At 48.6% G+C, this 24,539-nt stretch carries 25 protein-coding genes; 14 read left to right on the forward strand and 11 right to left on the reverse strand.

All coding sequences use genetic code 11. The annotated features are described in order from the left end of the window. Positions 1-10 precede the first annotated feature (10 nt). A complete protein-coding gene (locus ACCW76_RS08425) occupies positions 11-1,171 on the reverse strand; it encodes an RNA-guided endonuclease TnpB family protein (protein ID WP_436338310.1) in 1,161 nt (386 codons plus the stop codon). Positions 1,172-1,247: 76 nt separating this feature from the next. Between ACCW76_RS08425 and tnpA the strand changes: the two genes are divergently transcribed. Beyond that, positions 1,248-1,709: an IS200/IS605 family transposase gene (tnpA, locus tag ACCW76_RS08430; RefSeq protein WP_436338386.1), complete on the forward strand. Its 462-nt coding sequence runs from the start codon at positions 1,248-1,250 to the stop codon at positions 1,707-1,709. A 19-nt stretch (positions 1,710-1,728) separates the two neighbouring features. Here the strand turns inward: tnpA and ACCW76_RS08435 are convergent, their stop codons facing one another. Beyond that, positions 1,729-1,968: a DinI-like family protein gene (locus ACCW76_RS08435; RefSeq protein ID WP_436338312.1), complete on the reverse strand. Its 240-nt coding sequence runs from the start codon at positions 1,966-1,968 to the stop codon at positions 1,729-1,731. Between the two features lie 171 nt (positions 1,969-2,139). On the opposite strand from ACCW76_RS08435, the gene iraP reads away from it, so the two are divergent. After that, complete coding sequence (gene iraP, locus ACCW76_RS08440; RefSeq protein WP_436338313.1) at positions 2,140-2,433, forward strand: anti-adapter protein IraP; 294 nt, start codon at positions 2,140-2,142, stop codon at positions 2,431-2,433. A 198-nt stretch (positions 2,434-2,631) separates the two neighbouring features. On the opposite strand, the gene ACCW76_RS08445 is transcribed toward iraP, so the two are convergent. Continuing rightward, positions 2,632-2,955, reverse strand: a complete 324-nt coding sequence (locus tag ACCW76_RS08445) for a DUF6388 family protein (protein WP_034824381.1) — start codon at positions 2,953-2,955, stop codon at positions 2,632-2,634. A gap of 148 nt (positions 2,956-3,103) precedes the next feature. Between ACCW76_RS08445 and yedD the strand changes: the two genes are divergently transcribed. Next, entirely contained in the window at positions 3,104-3,571 is a 468-nt protein-coding gene (gene yedD / locus ACCW76_RS08450; protein WP_436338315.1) for a lipoprotein YedD, read from the forward strand. A gap of 69 nt (positions 3,572-3,640) precedes the next feature. On the opposite strand, the gene fliT is transcribed toward yedD, so the two are convergent. From fliT to fliD, 3 genes are read right to left on the reverse strand one after another with little or no spacing between them, the layout of a single operon-like run. Then, positions 3,641-3,994 carry a flagella biosynthesis regulatory protein FliT gene (gene fliT, locus ACCW76_RS08455; RefSeq protein ID WP_038646372.1) on the reverse strand — a complete coding sequence of 118 codons (354 nt, stop codon included), beginning with the start codon at positions 3,992-3,994 and terminating at the stop codon, positions 3,641-3,643. Next, entirely contained in the window at positions 3,994-4,401 is a 408-nt protein-coding gene (gene fliS / locus ACCW76_RS08460; RefSeq protein ID WP_038646375.1) for a flagellar export chaperone FliS, read from the reverse strand. The genes fliT and fliS overlap by 1 nt, the downstream gene beginning before the upstream one ends. A gap of 9 nt (positions 4,402-4,410) precedes the next feature. Beyond that, complete coding sequence (fliD, locus tag ACCW76_RS08465; protein ID WP_436338316.1) at positions 4,411-5,838, reverse strand: flagellar filament capping protein FliD; 1,428 nt, start codon at positions 5,836-5,838, stop codon at positions 4,411-4,413. A 335-nt stretch (positions 5,839-6,173) separates the two neighbouring features. On the opposite strand from fliD, the gene ACCW76_RS08470 reads away from it, so the two are divergent. Beyond that, positions 6,174-7,850, forward strand: a complete 1,677-nt coding sequence (locus ACCW76_RS08470) for a FliC/FljB family flagellin (RefSeq protein ID WP_436338317.1) — start codon at positions 6,174-6,176, stop codon at positions 7,848-7,850. A 100-nt stretch (positions 7,851-7,950) separates the two neighbouring features. Further along, positions 7,951-11,568: a glycosyltransferase gene (locus ACCW76_RS08475; protein ID WP_436338318.1), complete on the forward strand. Its 3,618-nt coding sequence runs from the start codon at positions 7,951-7,953 to the stop codon at positions 11,566-11,568. Positions 11,569-11,618: 50 nt separating this feature from the next. On the opposite strand, the gene ACCW76_RS08480 is transcribed toward ACCW76_RS08475, so the two are convergent. The 5 genes from ACCW76_RS08480 to ACCW76_RS08500 are packed head-to-tail and all read right to left on the reverse strand — an operon-like array spanning position 11,619 to position 15,517. Beyond that, positions 11,619-12,725: a DegT/DnrJ/EryC1/StrS family aminotransferase gene (locus tag ACCW76_RS08480; RefSeq protein ID WP_436338319.1), complete on the reverse strand. Its 1,107-nt coding sequence runs from the start codon at positions 12,723-12,725 to the stop codon at positions 11,619-11,621. A gap of 13 nt (positions 12,726-12,738) precedes the next feature. Next, positions 12,739-13,698, reverse strand: coding sequence for a peptidogalycan biosysnthesis protein (locus tag ACCW76_RS08485; protein WP_436338320.1), 960 nt, complete (start codon positions 13,696-13,698; stop codon positions 12,739-12,741). Beyond that, the gene (locus ACCW76_RS08490; RefSeq protein WP_436338321.1) at positions 13,691-14,194 is read right to left on the reverse strand and encodes an acyltransferase; all 504 of its coding nucleotides are present in this window, start codon (positions 14,192-14,194) and stop codon (positions 13,691-13,693) included. The genes ACCW76_RS08485 and ACCW76_RS08490 overlap by 8 nt, the downstream gene beginning before the upstream one ends. Before the next feature lie 2 nt (positions 14,195-14,196). Further along, the gene (locus tag ACCW76_RS08495; protein WP_436338322.1) at positions 14,197-15,111 is read right to left on the reverse strand and encodes a hypothetical protein; all 915 of its coding nucleotides are present in this window, start codon (positions 15,109-15,111) and stop codon (positions 14,197-14,199) included. Then, positions 15,098-15,517 carry a sugar 3,4-ketoisomerase gene (locus ACCW76_RS08500; protein ID WP_436338323.1) on the reverse strand — a complete coding sequence of 140 codons (420 nt, stop codon included), beginning with the start codon at positions 15,515-15,517 and terminating at the stop codon, positions 15,098-15,100. Before ACCW76_RS08500 ends, ACCW76_RS08495 begins: the two co-directional genes overlap by 14 nt. A 302-nt stretch (positions 15,518-15,819) precedes the next feature. Between ACCW76_RS08500 and ACCW76_RS08505 the strand changes: the two genes are divergently transcribed. The 9 genes from ACCW76_RS08505 to ACCW76_RS08545 all read left to right on the forward strand — a co-directional run bounded on the left by ACCW76_RS08505 (position 15,820) and on the right by ACCW76_RS08545 (position 24,503). Then, the gene (locus ACCW76_RS08505) at positions 15,820-16,788 is read left to right on the forward strand and encodes an HNH endonuclease signature motif containing protein (RefSeq protein ID WP_436338324.1); all 969 of its coding nucleotides are present in this window, start codon (positions 15,820-15,822) and stop codon (positions 16,786-16,788) included. A 143-nt stretch (positions 16,789-16,931) separates the two neighbouring features. Further along, the gene (locus ACCW76_RS08510) at positions 16,932-17,654 is read left to right on the forward strand and encodes an RNA polymerase sigma factor FliA (RefSeq protein ID WP_034824356.1); all 723 of its coding nucleotides are present in this window, start codon (positions 16,932-16,934) and stop codon (positions 17,652-17,654) included. A gap of 49 nt (positions 17,655-17,703) precedes the next feature. Then, positions 17,704-18,207 carry a flagella biosynthesis regulatory protein FliZ gene (fliZ, locus tag ACCW76_RS08515; RefSeq protein WP_034824353.1) on the forward strand — a complete coding sequence of 168 codons (504 nt, stop codon included), beginning with the start codon at positions 17,704-17,706 and terminating at the stop codon, positions 18,205-18,207. A gap of 131 nt (positions 18,208-18,338) precedes the next feature. Continuing rightward, positions 18,339-19,325 (forward strand): D-cysteine desulfhydrase, encoded by a 987-nt coding sequence (locus tag ACCW76_RS08520; RefSeq protein ID WP_038650031.1) that lies wholly within the window; start codon positions 18,339-18,341, stop codon positions 19,323-19,325. A 143-nt stretch (positions 19,326-19,468) separates the two neighbouring features. Next, a complete protein-coding gene (tcyJ, locus tag ACCW76_RS08525; protein ID WP_436338325.1) occupies positions 19,469-20,269 on the forward strand; it encodes a cystine ABC transporter substrate-binding protein in 801 nt (266 codons plus the stop codon). Next, positions 20,269-20,937: a cystine ABC transporter permease gene (tcyL, locus tag ACCW76_RS08530; protein WP_436338326.1), complete on the forward strand. Its 669-nt coding sequence runs from the start codon at positions 20,269-20,271 to the stop codon at positions 20,935-20,937. Before tcyJ ends, tcyL begins: the two co-directional genes overlap by 1 nt. Continuing rightward, positions 20,934-21,686, forward strand: coding sequence for an L-cystine ABC transporter ATP-binding protein TcyN (tcyN, locus tag ACCW76_RS08535; protein ID WP_436338327.1), 753 nt, complete (start codon positions 20,934-20,936; stop codon positions 21,684-21,686). The genes tcyL and tcyN overlap by 4 nt, the downstream gene beginning before the upstream one ends. Positions 21,687-21,922: 236 nt before the next feature. Beyond that, entirely contained in the window at positions 21,923-23,011 is a 1,089-nt protein-coding gene (locus ACCW76_RS08540; protein WP_436338328.1) for an acyltransferase family protein, read from the forward strand. A 409-nt stretch (positions 23,012-23,420) separates the two neighbouring features. Further along, positions 23,421-24,503: an acyltransferase family protein gene (locus ACCW76_RS08545; RefSeq protein WP_182057367.1), complete on the forward strand. Its 1,083-nt coding sequence runs from the start codon at positions 23,421-23,423 to the stop codon at positions 24,501-24,503. Positions 24,504-24,539 lie beyond the last annotated feature (36 nt).

Genomic DNA, 24,539 nt, shown 5'->3' on the forward strand with positions numbered 1-24,539 from the left:
TTCCCACTTCTCAGGCTGCAACTGGCTTAAAGCCAGAATTATGCAAGCCTCCATGGGCTTTGACGACGTGACCCGCCGCCATTAATTCTGTTATGCCCTTGTGCTGTATGTTGATCGCCGCGTTTATATCTCGGTCATGATCGGCACTACAGCCGGGGCATTTCCATTCGCGCACATTTAGCGGCATTTCCGGCATTTTGTGACCGCAACAATGGCACGTTTTTGAGCTGGCGAACCGCTGATCCAGTTTGACCAGGTGAACCCCTGCCGACTCCGCTTTGTAGGCAAGTTTAGCCACAAATCCAGACCATGCCGCATCCCCGATATGACGGGCAAGTCGACGGTTTTTCATCATGTTTGCCGATTTCAGCGTTTCCACAATCACCGCTTGGTTTTCGTCGATAATGCGTCTGGAAAGTTTGTGCTGGAAATCAGCGCGGGCATTGGCTACCCGTTCGTGTTGGGCGGCAAGGCGTAAGCGAGCCTTGCCGCGGTTTGCGCTGCCCATCTTCTTACGGGATAGCGCCTTGCTGTCACGGCGCAAGCGGCGGTATGCGTTGACCAGATGGCGTGGATTCGCCACCTTGCCGCCGTCATTGTCGATCAGGTAGTGCGATAGCCCCAGATCATAGCCCGCTACGGTAGTGATGTAAGTCGGCTTTGCTGCTGCCTCTTGTCCATCATCTGCGAGTATCGAGGCATAGTATTTGCCCGCTGCGGTGCGGGTGATCGTGATGCTGGAAACCTTGCCGACAATCTCCCGGTGGATGTTCGCCCGGACAGGCTTCAACTTCGGTAACTGGATAGCATCAGTTAACACCTTCCCGTTGGGATGGTAGCTGGATTGCTTGCCATGTTTGCTTTTGAAAGTGGGGAATCCGGCTCGTTTCTGGAAGAAGTTAGTAAACGCCCGGTCCAGATTGATGACCGCTTGCTGTAGCGCCAGTGAGTCATATTCTTTGAGCCAGGCATAGCGACGTGACTTCTTCGCCACGGCCAGCAGCGGCTTTATGTCACGTACTGGCTTGAGGGAAACGCCGTGATGCTGGTACATATGACGGCTGATATGAAGGGCTTTATTGTAGGCAAAGCGCACCGCGCCGAACTGCGCATTTAAGAATGCGGCTTGTTCTGCGGTGGGATAAATGCGTACTTTGGTTGCTCTCTTCATTTTCAGGTCCAGAGCGAATTGTCGCTCACTTTACGCGCGGCAGAATGCGTGTTCAATGGGCTATACATAACCAGACATTTGCGGTTATCTCTCACGACGCCATAGCGTCAGTAAACGGGTCGTGCATCTGATATTGACGACGAAATACCGACGAAATATTTTCGACGGCATGATGATCCAGCAGATAGATAAGGGAAGCGTTTCAAGCGCCGCGGAGAAGCGGGAAATTGAGATGTTGGAAATGGACGGGAGAGCAGTTCACGTTCACGTTTTGATAGCGTACCCGCCGAAACTGTCTATCAGTGTGCTGGTGAATAATTTGAAGTCGATCAGTAGCCGCCGTGTGCGCATTCTGAACACACACTTACGCAAGGCGAGTAATAGCGGGGTGCTCTGGTCACGCTCCTCTTTCGCCTGTAATGCTGGCGGCGCTACAATTGAAACATTGAAGGCTTACGTAGCCTCGCAGACCCCCCCCTGTTTAGCTCCCCCTTATATCCCCGCCCAATTGGGCGAGGGTTTACGGGGCATTTGCTAAGTTCCCCCGCGCTAGTGGCTTAATCGGCCATTAGCCACATCTCTGCTTCATCGAACATCTCTTCGACAATACGTGCCACCGTCGCTTTATCATTCTTACTCAGATCGGTATCAATGGCGTTTCGCTCCATTGGCTTGACGCGTACCTCGATCTCAGGAAATACGCGTTGCACGCGCTTCTCCAATTCCTGCAATATCATCTCACGTGCGCCCGGCAAACCGGCGACGTTGCGCTTATCGTAAATCAGCTCCACAAACATCAGGGCAGTCCATTCTTCAAAGAGGGTGCGTCATATTACTGTAAATAAAAACAGTGGCAAGGCTCGAAGCCCTACAGGGAAGAATATTTTTCTATCTGAGATACAGTTAGCGGGATTTGCACTGATGCTCAACAGCGTTACACAGGGAATTGGCTTATTTAGGGGGTAAACATGCGGCAACTGGTGATCGATATTCTGCTGAAAATGGCAAAGATGGATACGGATGCAAAAGAACTGGTGGCACAGGTGGAGGCACAATCACTGCTGCTGGCGGCATTATTGATTCAGGCTAAAGATGATAATTCGCTGACCATCACGGAAACCGTGCAGGACGCCATCGTTACCGCATCGCGTTCTGGTGAGTTATTTCTACAGTCAGACGTGGATCTGCTATTGACGCACATTAACCGCCTACTAGCCGTTGCGCGTTATGTCGAAGTGAAGGGAGTCGAGCGAGAAGGATAGGGGGAAAAAATACTACCTCTGGAGGGGAAATCCAGCAACTCCTCCAGAGGCGGCGCAATAGCACCTTCGTTCAAGGACAATCTACGACCGAAGCCGTCAGATATAAGTTATACAACTTAATCTAAATTGTACAACTTTTTCCTTGCCGATTTGTGTGGTTGGAGGTGTGTATGAGATATATTTTTAGGGCCGCAGCGCTTAAAGTTCGTTCTTGATGCAAAACTCTTCCCACGTCATGCCGAGCGCTTCCGCATGTGATTTCAGGTAAGTTTCAATGGCTTCAGCCGCAACCGCTTTATCAGGCTCTGCCAGTTGAATGGAAAACAGCATGCCATCCAGCTTTTTCTGGCGTAAGAATGCGGCGTAGATGCGCTCAGCGTGCCATTCACGCAGCTGACGCAGTGACAAGTTGGCCGCGCGTGCGTCGCTCTCGGTCAGTTCATCCAGCGCGGCTTGAAAATCGGCGTGCGCGGCAAAAAACATCGTGCGTGCCTGGGCGTAATACTCTTCTGGGGTTTTCATGCGAATTTCCTGCTTATCGACTTGCGCGCTAGTGTAACGTGCGCGAGCCGTATTGTCAGGCTCAGCCGGCTTTTCGCCGAGATTCCTTGCGTAACTTACGCGAAAAATTATAACGTAGCCGCCATTGAGGCGAGTGTAGGGACCAGGAATGAAAAAGTGGATGGTATTGGCCGCGCTGGGCTTGAGCGGATGTGCGCAAATCAGCAATTACGATGAAGCGGTAAAAACCCCGGCACCAGTGGAATTGCAAGGTAACTGGCAAACTGTCGGACCGCAGAGCAAGTTGATCAGTGGTCAGGCGATGGGCAGCCTGATCATTGGTGCAGAAGGCGACACGCTGGACTGCCGTCAGTGGCAGCGCGTGATTGCCAAACCGGGCAAGTTAACCCGCCTGAGCGATGAGTGGGTCAACGTGACGCGGCAGATGCGCGTCATGCCGATAACGCTGGAGAACGGTGAACTGCGTTATGACGGCTTGCGCATGCGCAAGGTCGATCAACCCACTGTTGAGTGCCAGCAGGCGCTGGAGCAGGTGGCGAAGCGTCCGAAGGATGCGGTGATTCAGAATATTCAGCCGCAGATTATGGAGCCGGTGTCGGTCCCTGCGCAGAAGTGATGCCGTAGGCAAAGCATAAAAAAACGGGTGAGCATCAGCTCACCCGTTTCTCATTCAGCCCGCCGCGCATTAATTCTGCGGCAGATACACATTTCCTTGCTTGCCGTAAGCACTCATCACCGACTTTTGCATCGTGGATTGACCAATCAACTGCGACAGTTCGTCCATGCGCGCCTGTAGTAGACGTCTGACTTCACTCTCATTGTCCAGGATATGGCGCAGTACCGGGCGCAGTTGTTCTTGCATAGAGTTGGATGGTGGCGAGGCCTCAGTCGAGCGGGCCAACGTTTGCACCGCACTGACGTAATCCACTTCCTTAATAATCAGGTCATCCCATTCGCCGTCTGCGGCCAGGCGCAGCATTCCATGGCTGAGATCGAGTAGCTGTTGGTAAACGTTTATCAGTTGCGGTGCGTTATTCATTAAACGGCGTCCTGAAGGTGTTGAGGTTGTGCGACTTCTTTCCAGGCATCCGCGATGTTACGCAGAAGGCCTTCTACTTCTTCGAGAGCTTCAACATCATTACGCAGATTCGCCTGAATCAAACGGCGAACCATATAGGCATAAAGACCTAACAGATTGTCGGTGAGGTCATCGCCTGACTGCTCATCCAGACCCTGCTTCAGTCCGCTTTCGATGATGTTAATCGCTTTGGAAATCGAATTACCTTTTCCCTGAATATTGCCATCCTGCATAAACAGGCGAGCACGGATCAGTGCACTGATCGCACCGTCAAACAGCAGCGTGATCAGTTGCTGTTGGTTGGCGCTCATTACGGAGCTTTCCACACCAATTTTTGCATAGGCCTGAGTGCCATTTGCGCTGTACATGTTCACTCCTTACGATTTCGAGCTAGAGCTGCTTGACGTATCGAACTGCTGCGTCAGATAAGAGCTGGTGCTGTTCAGCGAGCTCATGGTGACGTCGAGCTGGGTAAACTGCGCTTTGTAACGCGCGATCATATTGTTGATACGTGTGTTCATGTCGTTGTACTGCTGAGTCAGATTGTTCAGCGTTTTACTGACACCGTCTTTCGCTGACTGAATGCTGCCAGTGGAAGAGAGCCAGCTGGTGAGGTTAGTGGCCAAGGTGGTGGTGATGCCGGTGGTTTTACCGTCACCCACAATCATCTGCTTGATGCCATCCGGATCTTTCGTCAGCTCGGTTTTGAGCTTGTCGGAATCCAGCGTCAACTCACCCGTCGTCGGGTCAGTCGTGATGCCAATCTGTGCCAGCGTTTTATAGGTTGAAGAGCTGGACGAGTTGGTCAGCATGCTCTTGATCTGCGTCTGGATGCTGCGCAGTGTGCTATCACCCACCAGAGCGCCGTTGCTGGAGTCCTGAGTATCAGAACCGACATCCACCGCGGTGTATTTGGTCAGCGTGTTGAACTGATCCAGCAGGGTGTTGTAAGCAGTGACAAAGTTTGAGATCGCGGTGGTCGCTTTCGATGTATCTTGCGCGACGGTCAGCGTTTGGTTACCGGAAGTGGTGTCGGTCAGGTTCAGCGTGATCCCTTCCAGCGCATCACTGATGGTGTTGCTGCTGTTGGTGATCTCAACGTTATTCACCGTCAATTTGGCATCCTGCGCCGCCACGCTCACGTCCATCGGGTTATCGGCATCGGTCTTGGTCGAATCAAAACCGACGATATTGTTCAGGGTGTCATCACCCGTCACGCTAATCGATGATACGGCGTTGGCCTCCCCCGTTTTGGAAGAGGTCAGTGACAAGCGGTAAGAACCGTCGGCCACTTTGATAATACTTGCGCTGACGCCGGCACTGGCACCGTTGATGGCATCACGCATGCCAGTCAGTGAAGTCTGGTCGGTGGTCAGCGAGATATCTTTACTGGTGCCATCAGAAAGTTTGATGGTCAAGGTGCGGCTGGTGGCAGAGCTGTCGCCCAATGCGGTGGTGTTGCTGGTTTGCACCGCAGAGGTGAGTGTCTGTGCCTGAGCCAGTTGCGTAACAGCCACGCTGTATTTGCCAGCAACCACGGTACCCGAGGTGGTGGCGCTGAAGGCGCTGCTGCTACTGGTGGCGGTGGTGGCAGAGAACAGGTCTGCACTGTTCAGCGCGGTGTTGGCGGTCTGGAAAGTCGTCAACGCACTGGAGAGCGTACCGTAGGCACTCAGCTTTGCGGTATAAGCGCTCTGCTGATTGGAGATCGGTGTTAAGGAGGCTTTTTCCGCAGTGGATAAGCTATCCAGGATACTACTTAAGTCGAGGCCTGAACCGACACCGAGGGTAGTGATACTAGCCATGTTGTTTCCTTTTCATGTCGACACGGAGAGTGAATACCGCGGTTATCGGCTTATTTGAGGCAAAGTTTAGATTTATTTACCAGCGAGTGATAAAGCGAATAAAGGCTATAGAGAAGGGTATTTCTGGCGCTAGAAAAATGATCAAGTTGCACTAAAGAAGTGCGGGGGCAGGGCGATAAAGATAAGCGTGACAGGTTGAAGGGAAAAATTTTCGCCTGGTACTAAAAAAAATCTAAAGGTTGTTTGAAGGCAGACGATAACAACTTTGACGGCGCTGAAGCCGGCGGGTTGAAGCCCACACCTTAACCAAAGACTTGATTAATAGGAACTTAACCATGGCTCAAGTAATTAACACCAACAGCCTCTCGCTGATCACCCAGAACAACATCAACAAAAACCAGTCAGCGCTCTCAACTTCTATCGAGCGTCTGTCATCTGGTCTGCGTATCAACAGCGCAAAAGACGATGCAGCAGGTCAGGCAATTGCCAACCGCTTCCAGTCTAACATCACCGGCTTGACTCAGGCTGCTCGTAACGCCAACGACGGTATCTCTGCTGCGCAGACTACTGAAGGCGCACTGTCAGAAATCAACAACAACTTACAGCGTGTTCGTGAACTGACTGTACAGTCTCAGAACGGCACCAACAGCCAGTCTGACCTGGACTCAATCCAGGACGAAATCAAATCACGTCTGGACGAGATTGACCGCGTATCAGGTCAGACTACCTTCAACGGCGTGAACGTACTGTCTAAAGACGGCTCCCTGAAAATTCAGGTAGGCGCGAACGATGGCCAGACCATCTCTATCGACCTGAAGAAGATCGACTCTTCTACTCTGGGTCTGAATGGCTTCAACGTTAATGGTACTGGTACTATCACCAACAAAACTGCCACCATCAGTGACCTGTCTGCTGCTGGTGCAGACGTTTCTGGTACTGGTCCATATGCTGTTACCACCAACTTCGACAAACTGACTGCAGATACTGCATTCAGCAAACTGAGCGATGGCGACCAGGTTACCATTAGCAACACTTCAGCTGCTTCAGGTACTTACACCTATAATGCAGCAACTAACAATTTCTCAATCGACAAGACTGTTGCTTCTGGTGATGCCGGCACTTATGGTGCAACACTGAAAGCTGACGCTGGCCAGACTAAATCAGGTACTTATACCTCATCTACCGGTTCAGTAAGCTTCGATACCGATGCTAATGGTAACATCACCATCGGCGGTAAAGCTGCCTATATCAGCAATGGTGCACTGACTACCAACAACGTGTCAGGCTCTACTGCTGCAACCATGTCAAGCCTGTTCACTGCAGCGTCTTCTGGTACCACTGCAGGTAGCGTCACCTTTGATGATAAGACTTACAACTTCACAGCAACTGCTAACAGCGGCCTGACTTACAAAGACACCGTATCTTCAGATGCTCTGCTGGCTAACGTTAAAGCGGATAGCTCTACATCTATCACGTTCAACAAAGAAGCCTTGACGTACACTGCCACCCTGGCAAGTGGTACCTCTGCAGCGACTTATGTTGATGGTGATGGCGTGATGACTGCGACTTCTGGTTACACCATTAACTACAATGTTGACAAAGACACAGGTGCTGTGACTGTTGCTTCTAACGGTGCTGGTGCTTCAGGCAAATACGCAGCGACCGAAGGTGCGTCTGTTTATGTGAGCAGCGCGGGTAAACTGACCACTTCTTCTACCAGCACAGGTACCCAGACTGCTGACCCATTAGCGGCACTGGATGCGGCAATCTCTTCTGTAGATAAATTCCGTAGCTCCCTGGGTGCGATTCAGAACCGTCTGGATTCAGCGGTAACGAACCTGAACAACACCACCACTAACCTGTCTGAAGCACAGTCTCGTATTCAGGATGCTGATTACGCCACTGAAGTTTCAAACATGTCTAAAGCACAGATCATCCAGCAGGCGGGTAACTCAGTGTTGGCTAAAGCTAACCAGGTTCCACAGCAGGTTCTGTCTCTGCTGCAGGGCTAATCAACTTAAACAAGTTGCTCCGCAAACCCCGCTTCGGCGGGGTTTTTTTTTGCAATCATAAAAATAAACGGCAGGAATGGCACTATTTCAGGGGGATGATATGACGATTGTTTTTGACGCGACAACTTATAGTCAAGAGTATCAAAAATTATGCACTCCCTTGCTAACAGCGCGAAATCAGCATCAGCCCGAGGCCTTTGTTATGGAAAAGTACCCACTCGTCAGTATTATTATTCCGGCATATAAACCCATGTGGTTCAAGGAGTGCATTGAAAGTGCGCTTGCGCAAACCTATCCTCACTGTGAAATCATTGTGGGTGATGATAGTCCCGATGAACATATTGAATCACTAGCCGCTGAATATCTGAATGATGGTCGTTTTCCTGTACGTTATATTCGCACAGGAAATTCAAGTGGATCCATTGAAAACTGCCAAAAAAGCTTATCTTACGCCAAAGGAAAATATGTTAAGTTCTTGAACGATGATGACCTGATTTTGCCAAATAATATAGCTCAACAGGTCGCAGTGATGGAACAACATCCTTCGCTGTCTTTGGCGACTTCACGCCGAAATCTCATTGATCCATTGGGAAATATAAAACCTGAAGCTTTTGCAACAGGAGAGGCTGTAAAGTATGACTGCATTATGCTTGGAGAAGATATCATTCGCTGGCAAAGCATTCACCTTAAAAACTTTATCGGCGAGCCATGTTGTGTGTTGTTTAAAAATGAGTTGTTGCAGGAGTTGATGTTAAATGAGGGCTCCCTTTTTGACATAGAGGGTAAAATAATTAATTTTGTGGATGATCTCACGCTTTACTTGAAAATGCTGCGCTACGGAAATTTAGCGTACCTCACTGAGAAAACCGCCTCATTCCGACTATCTGCCCTGCAGATTAGCCATATTGCGCGAGAAAACGATCGTTCAGCATCAGAGCATGCGACTTACCTTTGTGAGTATCTGAAAAGGTCTGGTTGGTTTACCCAACGACAGCTCAGTGGTGATTATATTCAGGTTTCTCCAATGGCAAAACCTAATGAGCATCAATTGATCAATGTTCATCACAATCTTCAAAATAGTTTGACCCAAAGCATATTAAAAAACTGGACCAAGACAAGGAATATATCTTTAGTTGAAAGAAAACTCCTCGGCGAATATCATCAACAAAATAATATTAACGTCAGTTTAAATATATGTATTCACCATAGCAGCAGCGAATTAGAATTAATACAGGAAACAATTGATTCCATTAATGATGAGTTTCTTCAAGGCCTGCATTACACGGTGACAATATTCAGTGATAGAAATTTCGACACTAAACATGAGGTAATAGTTTTCTCCGATGAGATAGAATATGTTGATTCTATCAATGCATTAGTTGCCAGGAGCGAATGCGAGTGGTTGGTCTTCGTCGATTCCGGAACGAAATTTACTGATTCAGGGCAGAAGAGTCTGCAATTCAACCTGTCCCGGTATCGCGAAAATCTTGCATTGTATGCTGATGAGTTAAATTATGTCGGTGACTATATTACTGGCGCTTCATTCCGCCCTGAATTCAATCTGGATTTATTACTGAGTAACCCGGATGAGCAATCCCGAAACTGGTTTTTCCGACGAGAATTAATATTGGCAGTCGGTGGATTCGATGCTAAATCAGGCTTAGGTGCAGAATTTGGCTTAATCCTCAAACTTATCGAGAGCAACCATGCTCATTCCATTGGACATATCGCTGAACCCATGTTTATTAGCAGAGCGTATTCGCAGCGTATGCATCGGGTCGAGCCTTTACTATTGCAGCATCTGGAGAATCGCGGCTACAATGACGCTGTCGCATTAAAATATGAAGATAGATATTTTAATATTAATTATCAACATGCAGAAAAGCCGTTAGTATCGATCATCATTATTTCGCAACGGGATCAAGTTGCGATGATGAAAACTTTGGCCAGTATCGTTGAAAATACCCGCTATGAATCTTATCAACTAATTGTATCGACCAGTTATCAATTGTCCTCCACACAAAAGGCTCAACTGCAGCAGATTGGCATTTTAGTCAATAAAGAAATTAAGGGGTGTGGGAACAATGACGATGCGAATTATTCGGCGTTGTGCAATCAGGGTATTTTATCCAGTGATGGAGATTTTTGCGTTTTCATTACTGATGATTTAAGCATAACTAAGCCAGAATGGTTAATTGATCTACTCAATCATGGACAGCGGCCTGAAGTTGGAATAGTGGGTGGAAAACAGATTGATGAGCAGGGCATTGTACTCCATGCAGGATATATTTTGGGTAGTTCGGATATTGCTATGCACGCTTTTGAGGGAAAGCATGAGAGTCATTTAACCCACATGGCTCGTTTGCGACTGACTCAGAATTATAGTGCTGTTTCAGGCAGGTTTATGTTAGCAAAGAAAAGCCTGCTTATCGAAATTAATGGCTTTGATAGTTCACTCACAAATCATGCTGATATTGACCTATGTCTTCGTGTTCGTGAAACTGGACATTTAATCGTCTGGACGCCATTTGCACAGGCGGTAGCCCAGAATTCAGGTCAGGCACCAAAATCACAAATTAAAAACCTGGAAGAAGACCGTAAAACTATATTTGAACGCTGGATGCCAATATTAAGCCATGATCCAGCCTACAACGTCAATTTATCGGTAAGTAGTGATTCATTTGATATTGCGCTGGACAGTCAACGCAGCTGGCAACCTCTTTACTGGAAGCCATTACCTGTGGTGATACCAGCTGCAGCAGACTTAAGCGGGTGTGGTTTTTACCGAATTATTGAACCCTTCTCGGCAATGCAGGAAGCCGGTTTAGTTGGGGGGCAAATGCTCCCAGGCTGGCAAGGTGTGCCAGTTCTCAATCAATATCAAGCTGATAGTCTGATTTTGCAGCGCCAGTTTTCTGAAAGCTTTCATGAATGGGTGAGTGATGTTAAGAAATATACCAACCTCTATAAGGTTTTTGAGCTGGACGATTATCTGCCTAATGTTCCGGTAAAGAACGTCCACCGGGAAAACTTTAAGGGTGATACCCTTAAAATGCTGCGTAAAAGCTTTAGTTTCGTTGACCGTTTCGTTGTCTCAACGGCTGAATTAGGAAATGCATTTGAGGGTATGCACCCTAATATTGTCGTGGTGAATAACCGTCTACCTGAACGCTGGTGGGGCAACTTGAAGAGCACGCGTAATCAAGGAAGAAAACCACGAGTTGGTTGGGCTGGAGGATCCAGTCATACTGGTGACCTGGAGATGATTTTTGATGTAGTGAAAGCTTTCGCTGATGAAGTAGAGTGGGTATTTCTTGGTATGTGCCCAGCTAAAATGAAACCCTATTTGCACGAATTTCATATGGGGACGGATATTAACCTTTACCCAGAAAAATTGGCCTCCTTAAATCTCGATCTTGCTCTGGCTCCAGTGGAAGAAAATATTTTCAATAACTGCAAGAGCAACCTGCGCCTACTGGAATATGGTGCTTGCGGTTACCCAGTGATTGCAAGTGATGTGGCTTGCTATCGTGGTGATCTGCCCGTAACGTTAGTCCGTAACCGATTTAAAGACTGGAGTGATGCAGTGCGTATGCATCTTGATGACAGAAAGGCTAGTGAGAAGATGGGTGATGAGCTGCGTTTAGCTGTGCTTAAAAACTGGATGTTAACCGGTGATAATGTGAGTGAATGGGCGAGAGCTTGGCTACCTGATTAAAAAATTAATGTAATTTATAACGCATTCAGAATTATTCTGAATGCGTTTTATTAAGGCTGGAATGAATTCAAGCAGGATATTACATAATCCACTTCCTCTGAGGTCATTGCTGCCGATAAGGGCAGAGAGAGGATTTTTTCATGTAATTGTTCAGTGACAGGGAATTGTAGATGTTTTAAATGTTGAAATGCGGGTTGCTTATGAATTGCAATAGGATAATGAACTAATGTTTTAATATTGTGATTAGCCAACCAGTTTTGTAATGCGTCTCTATGTTCGGATTGAATGACAAATAAATGCCACACATGTGATTCCTCAATGGCCGCTGTAGGTAGTTTGATTAGAGGATTCTTAATAGTGTGAAGATAACGTTCTATAATCACTCGGCGCTGAGTGGTTTCTTCTTTTAAATAGCGTAGCTTAACGCGCAGCATTGCAGCTTGTATTTCGTCGAGGCGACTGTTAACACCTGCATACTGATGATGATATTTTTCTGATGAGCCGTAATTGCGCATGGCCGAGACGAGAGCCGCAAGCTCGTCATCATTCGTTGTGACTGCACCAGCATCACCTAAAGCACCCAAATTCTTACCGGGATAAAAACTAAAAGCAGCTGCGTGTCCCCAACTACCAGCGGGTTGTGAATCAATTTTAGCACCGTGAGCTTGTGCTGCATCTTCCAGAACTAGCAGATTGTGAGCATTAGCCAAATCAATGAGTTCTTTCATTGGTGCCATTTGCCCATAGAGATGTACTGGCAGAATAACACGCGTGCGTGGTGTTATTGCTTTATTTACTGCTTGAGCAGTGATGTTGAAGGTTGTGGGATCTGGCTCGACCATCACGGGCGTCAAACCATTTTCATTGATTGCTAGCACGGTGGCGATGAAAGTATTTGCTGGCACGATAACTTCATCACCAACCTGGAGTTTACCCATTTTTTTCCATGCGCGCAGAACCAAGCTCAATGCATCAAGCCCGTTCCCAGTGCCTATACAGTGGCGTGTACAGCAAAAGTGTGCGAATTCATGTTCAAATGCCTTAACCTCGTTACCGTCAATAAAGTACCCTGAATTGATTACTTTCGTACAAGCTTCAATTAACTCATTTTGATACCGCTGATTGACTTTTTTCAAACTCAAAAATTCTACATTCATTGGTTTTCTTCTTTTAATCGTGATGGAAAATGTTTTTTTGTGAAACACGACAACCTATGTCAAATTTAAAATTTACTAAGCCTTCATTAGGGACTGAATGATTAGTTGATATGCCGATATCTAAAATTTTAAAGTTATTTTCTATTGCGTATTGATATAGGCATTCACAGATTTTCACAACGGGAGAACGCGCACGGTGGGCTGGACTTTCACCCCAATAGAAAACATATAATACCGAATTATTAAGGCGAAGGACAATAGCGGATGCTACCAGTTCCTTGTTTTCAGCTAAAGAGAAAAAAAGCACATCTTCCTTCATCTCATGGAATAGATCGGATATTGCTTCATAGCTCATGGTTACCGGATAATTTTGCGCTTCTCTATTTTCTCTAATGACTCGATAACAGGCTTCTCTATCGTGTTCGTTTTCAGCAAGCGCGAAAATGCTATTACTGCGATTCCATTTATTAAGTTCTTTTCGTTTAGTACTGTTCAGCCCGCGGCGAAAATTTTCCAGGGTAGTTACCTCAAAATGGAAATTGAGTTCGCTAGAAAGTGTTTTCCAGCCAGTTCTAAACATGATGTTGTGTATTTTATGGTTGATGAACTCATCAAAGTATAAAGGGGGTGTTTTCCAAATTATTTCACTTGCGTTTTTTTGTTTTTTTAAATGACTTATCACTTGATTAATGAAGAGTTCAAGTGATGATGAAGAAGTTTTGCTTTCAGATGAAATATGGCTGAATGCACCTGTGACGGGAGTGAACCATTTTGAATTATCAAGCACACTTGCAAAATCAATGCTTGCTAATAATTTATTTTTCTCATTGCTGAATAGCTTAAATATGATTACCGATGCGCCAAGTTTTTGACTTTGATAGTTAAGGAAGCTGGTTTTGTTAAACAAAGTGGTATTGGTGTTCATTACATCAATTTTAATATGATGCAAGGTGTCTTTATAAATCTCAGTCATTATCAATTCCTTTGAATAAGGAAGGGTCTAGTTTTCTAATCAGCCTGGCCGGACAGCCACCAATAACGCTATATTCAGGGAATGATCTGTTTACAAAGCTCATTGCAGCGACAACACAATATTTACCCAAAGTTACGCCAGGCATAATTATAGAGGAAGCGCCAATCCAACAATGATCACTGATAACGACAGGTTCGGCAATAAGAGGATAAGCTAGTTGTAACTCATTACTAGCATTTGGCCCAGAATCCGACATAATGTTGACGTTTTGCGCGATACTGACACAGGCACCTATTGATACCGGAGCAGAAAAACCATTGATAAGGGTATTCATGCCAATATAACTATGCTCTCCAATATGCAGAAGATGTTCTGCTGAGCCAAATATTGAACAACGCTTTGCTATCTTTACATTGTCAGCAATCACAACATTGTTGATAGTTGTGCCTTCAGAAATATCGGCCGTACCTTTTAAAGTAATGTTCCTATATTTCATTTTTACTCTCTGGCTATCAAGAAATTACTATAGGCTGCAATAAAGTAGTCAAGGTCCACTTTTTTTAATCGATGATGCAGCGGAATGAAAAATGCATGTTCACCATAGAATACACTCGACTCAATCCCTTGCTGTTGCATAAATTCCTTCAATGCAATCAAATCAACTCCTTTTGGAGGAGCGAACATGAAAACAGAGGGCGTTTCATTATCTTGCCAGGAAAAATAACTTGAGCAGCCCAGTTCGAGGAATCTTTCGCTAAGATACTTTTGGTTGTTGAGACGCTCTTGGCGATATTCATCAATATGATTAATGTGGCAGGATAAGACTTTTTTTAGATAACTTAGCGTTTCACTCTCAAGTTTGTAGTCACTATGTAATTTATTTTTAGTCAGTAACATTCCGCCATACTGAATCGGGAAATACTTTGGGAAACTATAGATAATGAAATCTGCCTGATGAGTTACAGGCGGGCGTAATAAAAAACCATGTGCGAAATCTTCTATGATCGGTAAGTTAAGTTGATAGTAGCTCTCTGAATTTTCAATTCTCTTACCAAACTCATGAATTAATAAGACCGCACAGGTGTCATCAGTAATCTTACGATTCCAATTGCAAATGCTCTCAATTGCTTTAGTTACACACCCGCTAATATATTTATTTTGACTGCTGGTAATGATTGTGACCACACTTTGTGGTGTGGGTTTTAAACTTTCTAAAGCAAGCGTAATACCATCTCGTGCTTTCAGTGTCCAAAAGGGGTTGTATGCGGAAAAATTTTCATCGAACCACGCATCAATATAATTTGATCGGGGCAGTTGCGAATTTAAAGCAATGTCAGTAGTTGAAAATGGACTTACACGATAGCAAGGTTTCATGAATTGGTCATGAGTGAAAATCCAATTAGGCTGTAACATTCCAGAATTCTCTTCTCATGATTTCGACATAATCGCTGTAGCTTCGTATGTAGTCTGTTTCATCATAAACCTGATCCGCAAGTACCATAAGTACACAATCTTCACTGAACTCGTGCATCTCCCGCCAAATCAAAGAATCAAGTAATAATCCCTGCCCAGGATTATCCAGTAATAGCTCAATCCGCTCATGCCCATTATCCAAAATGAATCGACATGAACCACGCACCGCGATTACTAATTGCTTCAGGTTACGGTGAGCGTGGCAACCTCGACGCACATCATTGCGGGTATTGAACATGTAATATACCCGCTTGATATCAAAGTGAATGTTATTGTTATGTTCAAGAGAAATTAGCGAGCCGCGTTCATCACCATGGGTCTGTAGACGAATTAATTTTATATCCATGTGAGGTTATCCCCGTGAGATAGGTTTACATGATTATGAGGATTGAAAATCGCTATTCGCCGATTCTAGGTGTTAAGGTTGGGAGTTGATCTGTTGAATAGCGAGGTTTTTCGAGTGCTTTTCACCAGTTATTGCCTCTGCCCAAAACCAAATTATCTGTCACTTTTCACCACGATTTCCCCCAGCACCCTATAACCCCCAAAAAAGTAACCAACCTGTTACAGTCCGGTGCTGAAATGCCGATAACTACCCCAGAATCATTCCCATTTTTTGCACGACTTTTTTCTGTTTCTGGGGTGTCTATGCGCTTCAATTATGACTTGTTACCGGGTGAGCTACTGACCTTCGAAGAGATCGCGTTGCGCTATGCGCAGCAGCATCCTGATGAGAAAGAACTCACCGCACGCGGGTTACTGAGCCCGTCGACCAGCTTTCGCAATTTGGTGATCCGCGCGGTGTTCGCGCAGGAGGAGATCAACAGTCCGTTGGAGGATCTGCTGTTCGTCTCTGACGATAACGAGCGCAAAAACTATCTGCGCCGTTTTGAGCACTATCTCAAAAGCCAACAAGCTTTCCTTTATTTCCGCCGTAACGATGAAATAAAGAAGGAAGGGCGCTGGAAGGTGGTGGGTGAAACCCAGGTTTACGCCATGCTGGATCCGAATTCGGCAGAAGCGCAGAACCTGCTCACCAGCCGGGGCTTCAAGCTAGTGCTGATGCGACAGACGGAAGAGGAGGAGTACTGGCAGCTGTTCGACCCGCATGCACACCCTTGCTTCCCGCTGTCGCGCAAAATTCAGTTTCTGGTGGTGCTGAGTACGCCGCAGCATAAAGTGCCGACGGCGGTGATGCCAGGCGCAGAAGTCGGGCGGCGCGTAAAGGCGAAAGTGTTCCAGCGTGCCAGCCAGGCAGAGTTTAATTCAGCCGTTAAAGCGCGCTACGGCGCCTGTATTATCACGGGCACGCAGCTTACGGAACGCCACAGCTGGCCGTGGGTGGAGGCCTGCTATATCGATACACAGGAAAATGAAGAAGGTTTTCTTGCCGATAACAGCGTCGATAACGGCTTGTTCCTGCGCAGCGACTTACAGCGCTTGTTTATCAATAAAATGATAAGTATCGACGCGGAAACCGGACAGGTGCTGTTTAATCCACTGCTGGAAACTGAAGCGCCGATTAGCGATTTTTATCAGGCTCTTGATGGTAAAACCTGTGCATTGTGGGACGCCGTGCCGCCCGGCACGCGGGAACGGCTGCGTAATCTGCGCTAGCGGCAGTGAATCTGGCGGTGCGATCCACCGCCATCCATAACAAATTTGAAATAACCTCGCTTTTGCCCGCCTATTCTGCCAATCGAAACCCCTACAGAATTGGATAATCATGCCGATAACTTTATTAACGCAGGGTAGTCACCGTGAACGATCTCTATACGCCCGAAGGCGTGATGGATAAACATTCGCTCTGGCAGCGCTACGTTCCTCTGGTGCGACACGAAGCGTTGCGCTTGCAGGTACGTCTGCCAGCCAGCGTTGAGCTTGACGATCTGCTGCAGGCCGGTGGCATTGGTTTATTAAATGCCGTGGAGCGCTACGACGCGCTGCAAGGCACCGCCTTTACCACTTATGCCGTGCAGCGTATCCGGGGCGCAATGCTGGATGAACTGCGCAGCCGCGACTGGGCACCTCGCAGCGTGCGTCGTAATGCGCGCGAAGTGGCCGGTGCGATGCATCAGGTAGAACAAGCGTTGGGGCGCTCGGCTACTGAGCAGGAAGTGGCTGAACAGTTGAATGTTTCGCTGGAAGAGTATCGGCAGATTCTGCTCGATACCAATAACAGCCAACTCTTCTCCTACGACGAGTATCGGGAAGAACACGGTGACAGCGCGGAGCTGGTGACGGATGGGCATGAAGAAGCCAACCCGCTTCATCAGTTAATGGAAGGAAACCTGCGTGATCGCGTGATTGAAGCCATCGAGGCATTGCCCGATCGTGAAAAATTAGTGCTCACACTGTACTACCAGGAAGAACTGAACCTGAAAGAGATTGGCGCAGTGCTGGAAGTGGGGGAATCCCGCGTCAGTCAACTGCACAGTCAGGCGATTAAACGCCTGCGTGCCCGGTTAGCGGGGGCGCGCTGACAGACTCAGTACCTGGCATCGAAAAAATAAAAATACCGGGGACTCAGCAATGGGAGCCAAAGCCAAAGCCAGACCTTTAAGTCGTTATCTTAAAGACTATAAACACAGCCAAAGCAACTGTTCACATTGTGGCAAAGTTTTAGATCGTATGGCGTTAGTGTTTCGTGGACAGATCATCAATAAAGAGGCCATCGCGCGGATGGACCAGATGATTGATGACCAGGTATGGATGAAACTCCAGCCGGAACTGACCGCGTTATGTCGTTTCTGCAGCGATATTTTTTGTAATACCCATCCTAATTACTTCGACATTATGGCGTTCAAACAGTATCTGTTTGAGCAGACCGAGATGAGTCACAGCACCATTCGCGAGTATGTGGTGCGGCTGCGTCGTCTTGATGACATGCTGAAAGCGAAAAATTTCCCGGCCGACAGATTACGGGGCAACAGCTGGCATGAATGTCTGGAAAACGATTTGCCGGATGCGGGTAACAACAATTACCGCATCGCACTGCGTAAATATGACCAGTTTTTAGGCTGGCAGCAGGGCTGATTGTGATCCTGCCCTTGTTGTTGCTGAGCATAGCAGCAACAGGGGCCGCACTCGCAGAATTCCGGGTGCGACTTGTCTCATCTTCTGCAACACTGTATGGATAATTGCACATTGCCCGAATGGAGGCTGCATTGTCTTTACATCTCTTGCACCAGTTCCCACGTCTTGAATTACTCGGTGCACCTACGCCGCTTGAGCATCTGCCACGGCTTTCTGATTATCTCGGTCGCGATATCTTTATCAAGCGCGATGACTTCACGCCTGTGGCGATGGGCGGCAACAAACTGCGCAAACTCGAATTCCTGGCGGCCGATGCGCTGCGCGAGGGCGCGGATGTTCTGCTGACGGCGGGCGCGATTCAATCCAACCATGTGCGCCAGACGGCGGCGGTGGCGGCGCGCCTTGGCCTCAAGTGTGTGGCGCTGCTGGAAAATCCGATTGGCACGACCTCAGAAAACTACCTCACCAACGGCAATCGCCTGATGCTCGATCTGATGGACGTCGAGGTGGTGATGGTCGATGCGTTGCACAATCCCACTGAACAGCTGGCCGAACAGGCTGAACGTCTCGAAGCTCAGGGTTTCCGTCCTTATATCGTGCCGGTTGGCGGTTCCAACGCACTGGGCGCGCTCGGCTACGTGGAGTGTGCGCAGGAGATCGCGCATCAAAGCGAAGGCGTGGTGGATTTCGCCGCTGTGGTGGTGGCATCGGGCAGCGCCGGCACCCATGCAGGTTTAGCGGTGGGGCTGGAGCAGTTGCTGCCCAATACCGAGCTGGTCGGCGTGACGGTTTCACGCAAAGTCGACGCGCAGTTGCCGGTGGTAGAGCGCATCCGCAGCGCGCTGGCTGAACAGCTGGAAGTGCAGACGCACGCGCCGATCACGCTTTGGGATGACTATTTCGCGCCGCGTTACGGTGAACCTAATGATGAAGGCATGGAAGCGGTGAAACTGCTGGCGCGTCTTGAAGGCATCATGCTGGACCCGGTCTACACCGGTAAAGCGATGGCCGGATTGATTGATGGCATTGCCCAGAATCGCTTCCGTCGTGAAGGGCCGCTGCTGTTTATTCATACTGGCGGCGCGCCTGCGTTATTTGCTTATCATCCTTCGGTCTAAGGCTAAGATAAAAAAGGTTTATAATCCGGCAGTTGCTGTTCTGGCCTGAAATGGGCCTGAATGCAGCGCCAATAACGAAAAGGCGGCAAACCCCGGTTTCGCTGCTTCATAGCACACAACACATCACAATAAATGGGGTAAACATGGCTTTCTATCCAATTCGTCGCCAACTGGTGATGGGCATGATGGCGGTCGCGCTGGTCGCGGGCGTTAACGTTAAAACGTTCGCCGCAGAAGATCTGCTGGCACAGGTGAAGAGTAAAGGTGAGCTGCGCGTGGGTCTGGAAGGCACCTATCCGCCGTTCAGTTTCCAGGATGAGAGCGGCAAGCTGACCGGTTTCGAAGTGGAGTTCGCGCAAGAGCTGGCGCAACACCTTGGCGTCAAAGCGGATCTGAAACCGACCAAGTGGGATGGCATGCTGGCGGCACTGGATTCTAAGCGTATCGACGTGGTGATCAATCAGGTAACGATTTCACCCGAGCGTAAGAAGAAGTATGACTTCTCTACGCCATACACCATCTCTGGCGTTCAGGCGCTGACGATGAAGAAAAATGCCGGCAGCATCACCAAGCCAGAGGATCTCTCTGGTAAGAAAGTCGGTGTCGGCCTTGGCTCTAACTACGAGCAATGGCTGCGTGACAACGTCAAAGGCGTCGATATCCGTACCTATGATGATGACCCAACCAAATACCAGGATCTGCGTTCAGGCCGTGTTGATGCCATTCTGGTGGACCGTTTAGCGGCGTTGGATTTGGTGAAGAAAACCGGTGATACCATGGCGGTTGCGGGCCCGGCCTTCTCCCGTCTGGAATCCGGCGTGGCGCTGCGTAAAGGCAATGACGACCTGCTGAAAGCCATTGATGCGGCGATTGCTGATATGCAGAAAGATGGCTCGCTGAGCAAACTCTCTGAGAAATGGTTCGGCGCGGACGTCACTAAATAATGCAGGAAAGCTTACAACTGGTGCTGGATTCAGCACCATTCTTACTCAAAGGCGCGCTGTTCACGCTGCAGCTGAGTATCGGCGGGATGTTCTTCGGTCTGGTACTCGGCTTTGTGCTGGCGCTGATGCGCCTGTCACATTTCTGGCCAGTAAACTGGCTGGCGCGTATCTATGTGTCTATTTTCCGTGGCACGCCGCTGATCGCCCAGCTGTTTATGATTTACTACGGCTTGCCGCAGTTCGGTATCGAGCTGGATCCTATCCCATCAGCGATGATCGGCCTGTCACTCAATACCGCCGCTTACGCCTCTGAATCACTGCGTGGTGCGATTGCTGCCATCGAACGTGGACAGTGGGAAGCCGCGGCCAGTATCGGCATGACGCCATGGCAAACCTTGCGCCGCGTGATCCTGCCGCAAGCAGCGCGCACTGCTTTGCCGCCGCTGGGTAACAGCTTTATCAGCCTGGTGAAAGACACCTCGCTGGCGGCCACCATTCAGGTGCCAGAACTGTTCCGTCAGGCGCAATTGATCACCTCACGTACGCTGGAAGTGTTCACCATGTATCTGGCTGCCTCGCTGATTTACTGGATCATGGCGACCGTGCTGTCGGCATTGCAAAATCGCCTGGAAGCGCATGTGAATCGACAGGATCGGGAGGCAAAATGAGTGCGATTGAAGTACGTCAGCTGGTCAAGCAGTTCCACGGCCAGACCGTGTTGCACGGCATCGATCTGGATGTGGCACCGGGCGAAGTGGTGGCGATTATTGGGCCAAGCGGTTCGGGGAAAACCACCTTGCTGCGCAGTATCAATCTGCTGGAAGTGCCCGATAGCGGTCGCGTCACGGTGGGTAATATCACCATTGATGCCAGTATCGGGCTTAATAAGCAGAAGGAGCAGGTTCGCCGTTTGCGTCAGCAGGTGGGCTTCGTGTTCCAGAACTTCAATTTGTTCCCGCATCGTTCAGTGCTGGAGAACATCATTGAAGGGCCGGTGATCGTGAAGGGTGAACCGAAAGCGGAAGCCATTGCCCGCGCTCGCAGCTTACTGGAAAAGGTCGGTCTGCACGGCAAAGAGGATAGTTTTCCGCGTCGTCTGTCCGGTGGGCAGCAGCAGCGTGTTGCGATTGCGCGTGCGCTGGCGATGCGCCCGGAAGTGATTCTGTTTGATGAGCCGACTTCGGCGCTGGACCCAGAGTTGGTGGGCGAAGTGCTGAATACCATTCGCGCGCTGGCGCAGGAGAAGCGCACCATGGTGATCGTCACGCATGAGATGAGTTTTGCGCGTGACGTGGCCGATCGAGCGATCTTTATGGATCAGGGCCGTATCGTGGAGCAGGGCGCAGCGAAAGAGCTGTTCAGCCATCCGCAGCAGGCACGCACCCGGCAATTTCTTGACAAGTTTCTTAACCAATAGTCTCAAGCGTCGTCTGGAACTGACGGCGCTTTCTCTTCTCCTGTCTGAATTCTTCCTCTCAGTTTCCTCTGAAAATTGCCAAAGAACTTTCAATTAACCAACTGAAAAATAATGTTTTATTGTCAGCAGAATTTTACTGGCAACAGGCAGAATGATTTTTAAGACGCCCCCGATTGAGACATTTTTGTAAATATAAATAATTCTTTACAAATTCATGGCGCAATCAGGATCATAAAATGACACATGCCAGAAATGAAGTCCTCTGGATCAACACGCTAAAAGGGGCCTGCATCTTACTCGTGGTGTTGCACCACTCGATCATCACCACTTTCGCTCCCTCTCTGCATCACCTCACGGCCGGTATGGTGCCTGCTCACTGGTGGGTGACCTTCAATACCTATCTTTCACCGCTGCGTATGCCCGCCTTTTTCTTTGTCTCGGGCCTGCTGGCGGCCAGTTCGATCGTCAAGAAGAACTGGAAAGAGGTGTTCACCAAGAAGTTCAGCAATATCGTGTATCTCTATTTGCTGTGGGGAGTGATTCAGTGGCTAAGCATTCACTATATCTCCACGCACCTCGGTGAGCGGCTATCCAGCACCAAAAACGCTGCCTATGCCGACACGCCGTTTGAGTTCCTTAAACTGCTGCTGACCTCCATGACCAGCCTGTGGTATTTGTACGCGCTGGCGGGTTTCTTCCTGTTCACCAAGCTGTTCCATCGCCAGAAAATGGCGCTGATGGCACTGGCGATTGTCGCGACCTACGCGGCGCAGTTTAGCCTGATCCCTGGTTGGGGCCCGGCCAGCGTGGCGCAAAACTATCTCTACTTCCTGCTTGGGGTGTTCTTCAGCCAGTCTCTGATTGAGATCAGCCAGCTTAAGCGCCAACACTGGCTGCTGCTGGCAGGCATCGCGGTAATTGGCGTGGTGCATCATGTGGGGGGGATCTATAAAAATCCGTTCTACAGTCTGTTGACCATCGTGTTTGGTATCGTTGTGTGCCGTTTCCTCAATGAGCGCCTGAACATGGCGTGGCTGAACTGGATTGGCCGTAACACGCTGCAGATTTATGTCCTGCACCGCATCTTCATTGAGTTGCTGGGACTGAGCGCGATTGCCCTGGCGCTGCATTACGGCTGGTTTGGTCATGCGGCCTTCAGTTGGGCATGGGCGCTGCTGATGCCGATAACAGGCGTGGCGCTCTGCGTGACGATCTCCCTGGCGGTGTGGTCACTGCTGAATCGCGGTCCAGGCAGAATGTTATTCCTCTATCCGCGACTGTTGCGAAAACCAGTGCCAGAGACAAAAGCGGCACCGCTGCAATAATCAAATAGGGCCAGTTCGCTGGCCCTAATTATTTTCGCTTAGCACAATATTAATATCCGCGTTTATCCATCTGCCACATTTCATAATTATCCGAATAAAATTTGATTTTAATTTGGTTTGTTTGTGGTGGATTGCTCTTAATTTCCCTGTATTAATTGCTAACCTTATTTCCCTCGCCATGCCCTTAGTGACTCTAATATGGGAAGATATTGTTAGCCTGCTTAGCATTTGATTAATGTCTGGAACTGTAAAGTATTGTTATATCAGGACCAGTAAAAAACTTTTAGGACTTTCGCTAGAGTCATCCCCCGCCAGCTTGTTTAATAATCGTTGAATAACCAGAAATGCATCATTGTTTATTTCCTCATACTTCTCCTTAAAGACCTACACAGCAGCGGGAGTTAATCATATGAATAACGCCAGGAAAGAAGATATTGCATGGGTCAATACCCTGAAAGGGGCCTGCATATTGCTGGTGGTGTTGTACCACACCGTATTGCCCGGATTTGAAGGAACGGTGAAATTATTGACGGCGGGTTGGATACCGGCAGAAATATGGGTGCAGTTTAATACCGTTTTATCTCCGCTGCGTATGCCAGCCTTTTTCTTTGTTTCGGGCTTGCTGGCAACCAACGGGATTCTTAATCGTCCCTGGAAGCAGGTATTTACCAGTCGTATTACCAATCTGTTCTATCTCTATATTTTGTGGGGCTTTATTCAGTGGTGGTCGATTGTGGGTATCTCGACAGAGATTACCGGCCAGCGTATCTCACACAATCTGAATGCCGCCTATGCGGGTTCACTGTTTGAGTTCCTGAAGCTGACGTTTATGGCGATGAGCACCTCGTGGTATCTGTACGGACTGGCACTGTATTTCCTGTGTGCGAAGATCTTCCACAAACAGAAAGTGGCGTTGCTGGTGGTCGCGATTGCGCTTAACTATCTGGCGGTGGAGAAGATCATTCCATACTGGGGACCGCAAAGCGTGGCGCAGTACTTCCTGTTCTTCCTGCTGGGCGCGTTCTGGAGCCCGCTGATGCTGCGTATGAGCGAATGGCGTCGTGAAAATCTCGTGCCATGGGCGCTGCTGGCGGCGGTCTCAGGGATTCACATCATCTTCGGTCTGGATAAGAGCCTGTTCCTGTGCATCATCGCGGTGCTGGCGAGTGTGGCGGCCTGCCGCTGGCTCAACGCGCACTTTAAGATGACGTACTTTAACTGGATTGGCCGTAACACCCTGCAAATCTACGTGATTCATCGCATTTTCATTGAGTATTTTGGCATGTCAGCGATTCTGTTCGCTCAGCGCCATCATCTGTTTGACTATGCGTGGTTCTCCGTGCTGTGGGCGTGTTTCTATCCGGTTGCGATTGTGGGGATTTGCTCGCTGCTGTCGGTGGCGGTGTGGTCTGTCACCAATCGTGGGTTGGGGCAGTCGCTGTTTGTTTTCCCGACCTTGATTGGCATGAAGCGCAACAAGTCTGCGGCGTAAATACAAAGCCTCAAGAACAACGCCGCAACGAATAGG

It is taken from the genome of Pantoea sp. C8B4 (assembly GCF_051336905.1).
Classification (GTDB): domain Bacteria; phylum Pseudomonadota; class Gammaproteobacteria; order Enterobacterales; family Enterobacteriaceae; genus Pantoea; species Pantoea rwandensis_B.

Coding starts and splice junctions, on each gene's coding strand:
- ACCW76_RS08425 (WP_436338310.1), bottom strand. CDS start 1,171: ATGAAGAGAGCAACCAAAGTACGCATTTATCCCACCGCAGAACAAGCC.
- ACCW76_RS08435 (WP_436338312.1), bottom strand. CDS start 1,968: ATGTTTGTGGAGCTGATTTACGATAAGCGCAACGTCGCCGGTTTGCCG.
- iraP (WP_436338313.1), top strand. CDS start 2,140: ATGCGGCAACTGGTGATCGATATTCTGCTGAAAATGGCAAAGATGGAT.
- ACCW76_RS08445 (WP_034824381.1), bottom strand. CDS start 2,955: ATGAAAACCCCAGAAGAGTATTACGCCCAGGCACGCACGATGTTTTTT.
- yedD (WP_436338315.1), top strand. CDS start 3,104: ATGAAAAAGTGGATGGTATTGGCCGCGCTGGGCTTGAGCGGATGTGCG.
- fliT (WP_038646372.1), bottom strand. CDS start 3,994: ATGAATAACGCACCGCAACTGATAAACGTTTACCAACAGCTACTCGAT.
- fliS (WP_038646375.1), bottom strand. CDS start 4,401: ATGTACAGCGCAAATGGCACTCAGGCCTATGCAAAAATTGGTGTGGAA.
- fliD (WP_436338316.1), bottom strand. CDS start 5,838: ATGGCTAGTATCACTACCCTCGGTGTCGGTTCAGGCCTCGACTTAAGT.
- ACCW76_RS08470 (WP_436338317.1), top strand. CDS start 6,174: ATGGCTCAAGTAATTAACACCAACAGCCTCTCGCTGATCACCCAGAAC.
- ACCW76_RS08475 (WP_436338318.1), top strand. CDS start 7,951: ATGACGATTGTTTTTGACGCGACAACTTATAGTCAAGAGTATCAAAAA.
- ACCW76_RS08480 (WP_436338319.1), bottom strand. CDS start 12,725: ATGAATGTAGAATTTTTGAGTTTGAAAAAAGTCAATCAGCGGTATCAA.
- ACCW76_RS08485 (WP_436338320.1), bottom strand. CDS start 13,698: ATGACTGAGATTTATAAAGACACCTTGCATCATATTAAAATTGATGTA.
- ACCW76_RS08490 (WP_436338321.1), bottom strand. CDS start 14,194: ATGAAATATAGGAACATTACTTTAAAAGGTACGGCCGATATTTCTGAA.
- ACCW76_RS08495 (WP_436338322.1), bottom strand. CDS start 15,111: ATGTTACAGCCTAATTGGATTTTCACTCATGACCAATTCATGAAACCT.
- ACCW76_RS08500 (WP_436338323.1), bottom strand. CDS start 15,517: ATGGATATAAAATTAATTCGTCTACAGACCCATGGTGATGAACGCGGC.
- ACCW76_RS08505 (WP_436338324.1), top strand. CDS start 15,820: ATGCGCTTCAATTATGACTTGTTACCGGGTGAGCTACTGACCTTCGAA.
- fliZ (WP_034824353.1), top strand. CDS start 17,704: ATGGGAGCCAAAGCCAAAGCCAGACCTTTAAGTCGTTATCTTAAAGAC.
- tcyJ (WP_436338325.1), top strand. CDS start 19,469: ATGGCTTTCTATCCAATTCGTCGCCAACTGGTGATGGGCATGATGGCG.
- tcyL (WP_436338326.1), top strand. CDS start 20,269: ATGCAGGAAAGCTTACAACTGGTGCTGGATTCAGCACCATTCTTACTC.
- tcyN (WP_436338327.1), top strand. CDS start 20,934: ATGAGTGCGATTGAAGTACGTCAGCTGGTCAAGCAGTTCCACGGCCAG.
- ACCW76_RS08540 (WP_436338328.1), top strand. CDS start 21,923: ATGACACATGCCAGAAATGAAGTCCTCTGGATCAACACGCTAAAAGGG.
- ACCW76_RS08545 (WP_182057367.1), top strand. CDS start 23,421: ATGAATAACGCCAGGAAAGAAGATATTGCATGGGTCAATACCCTGAAA.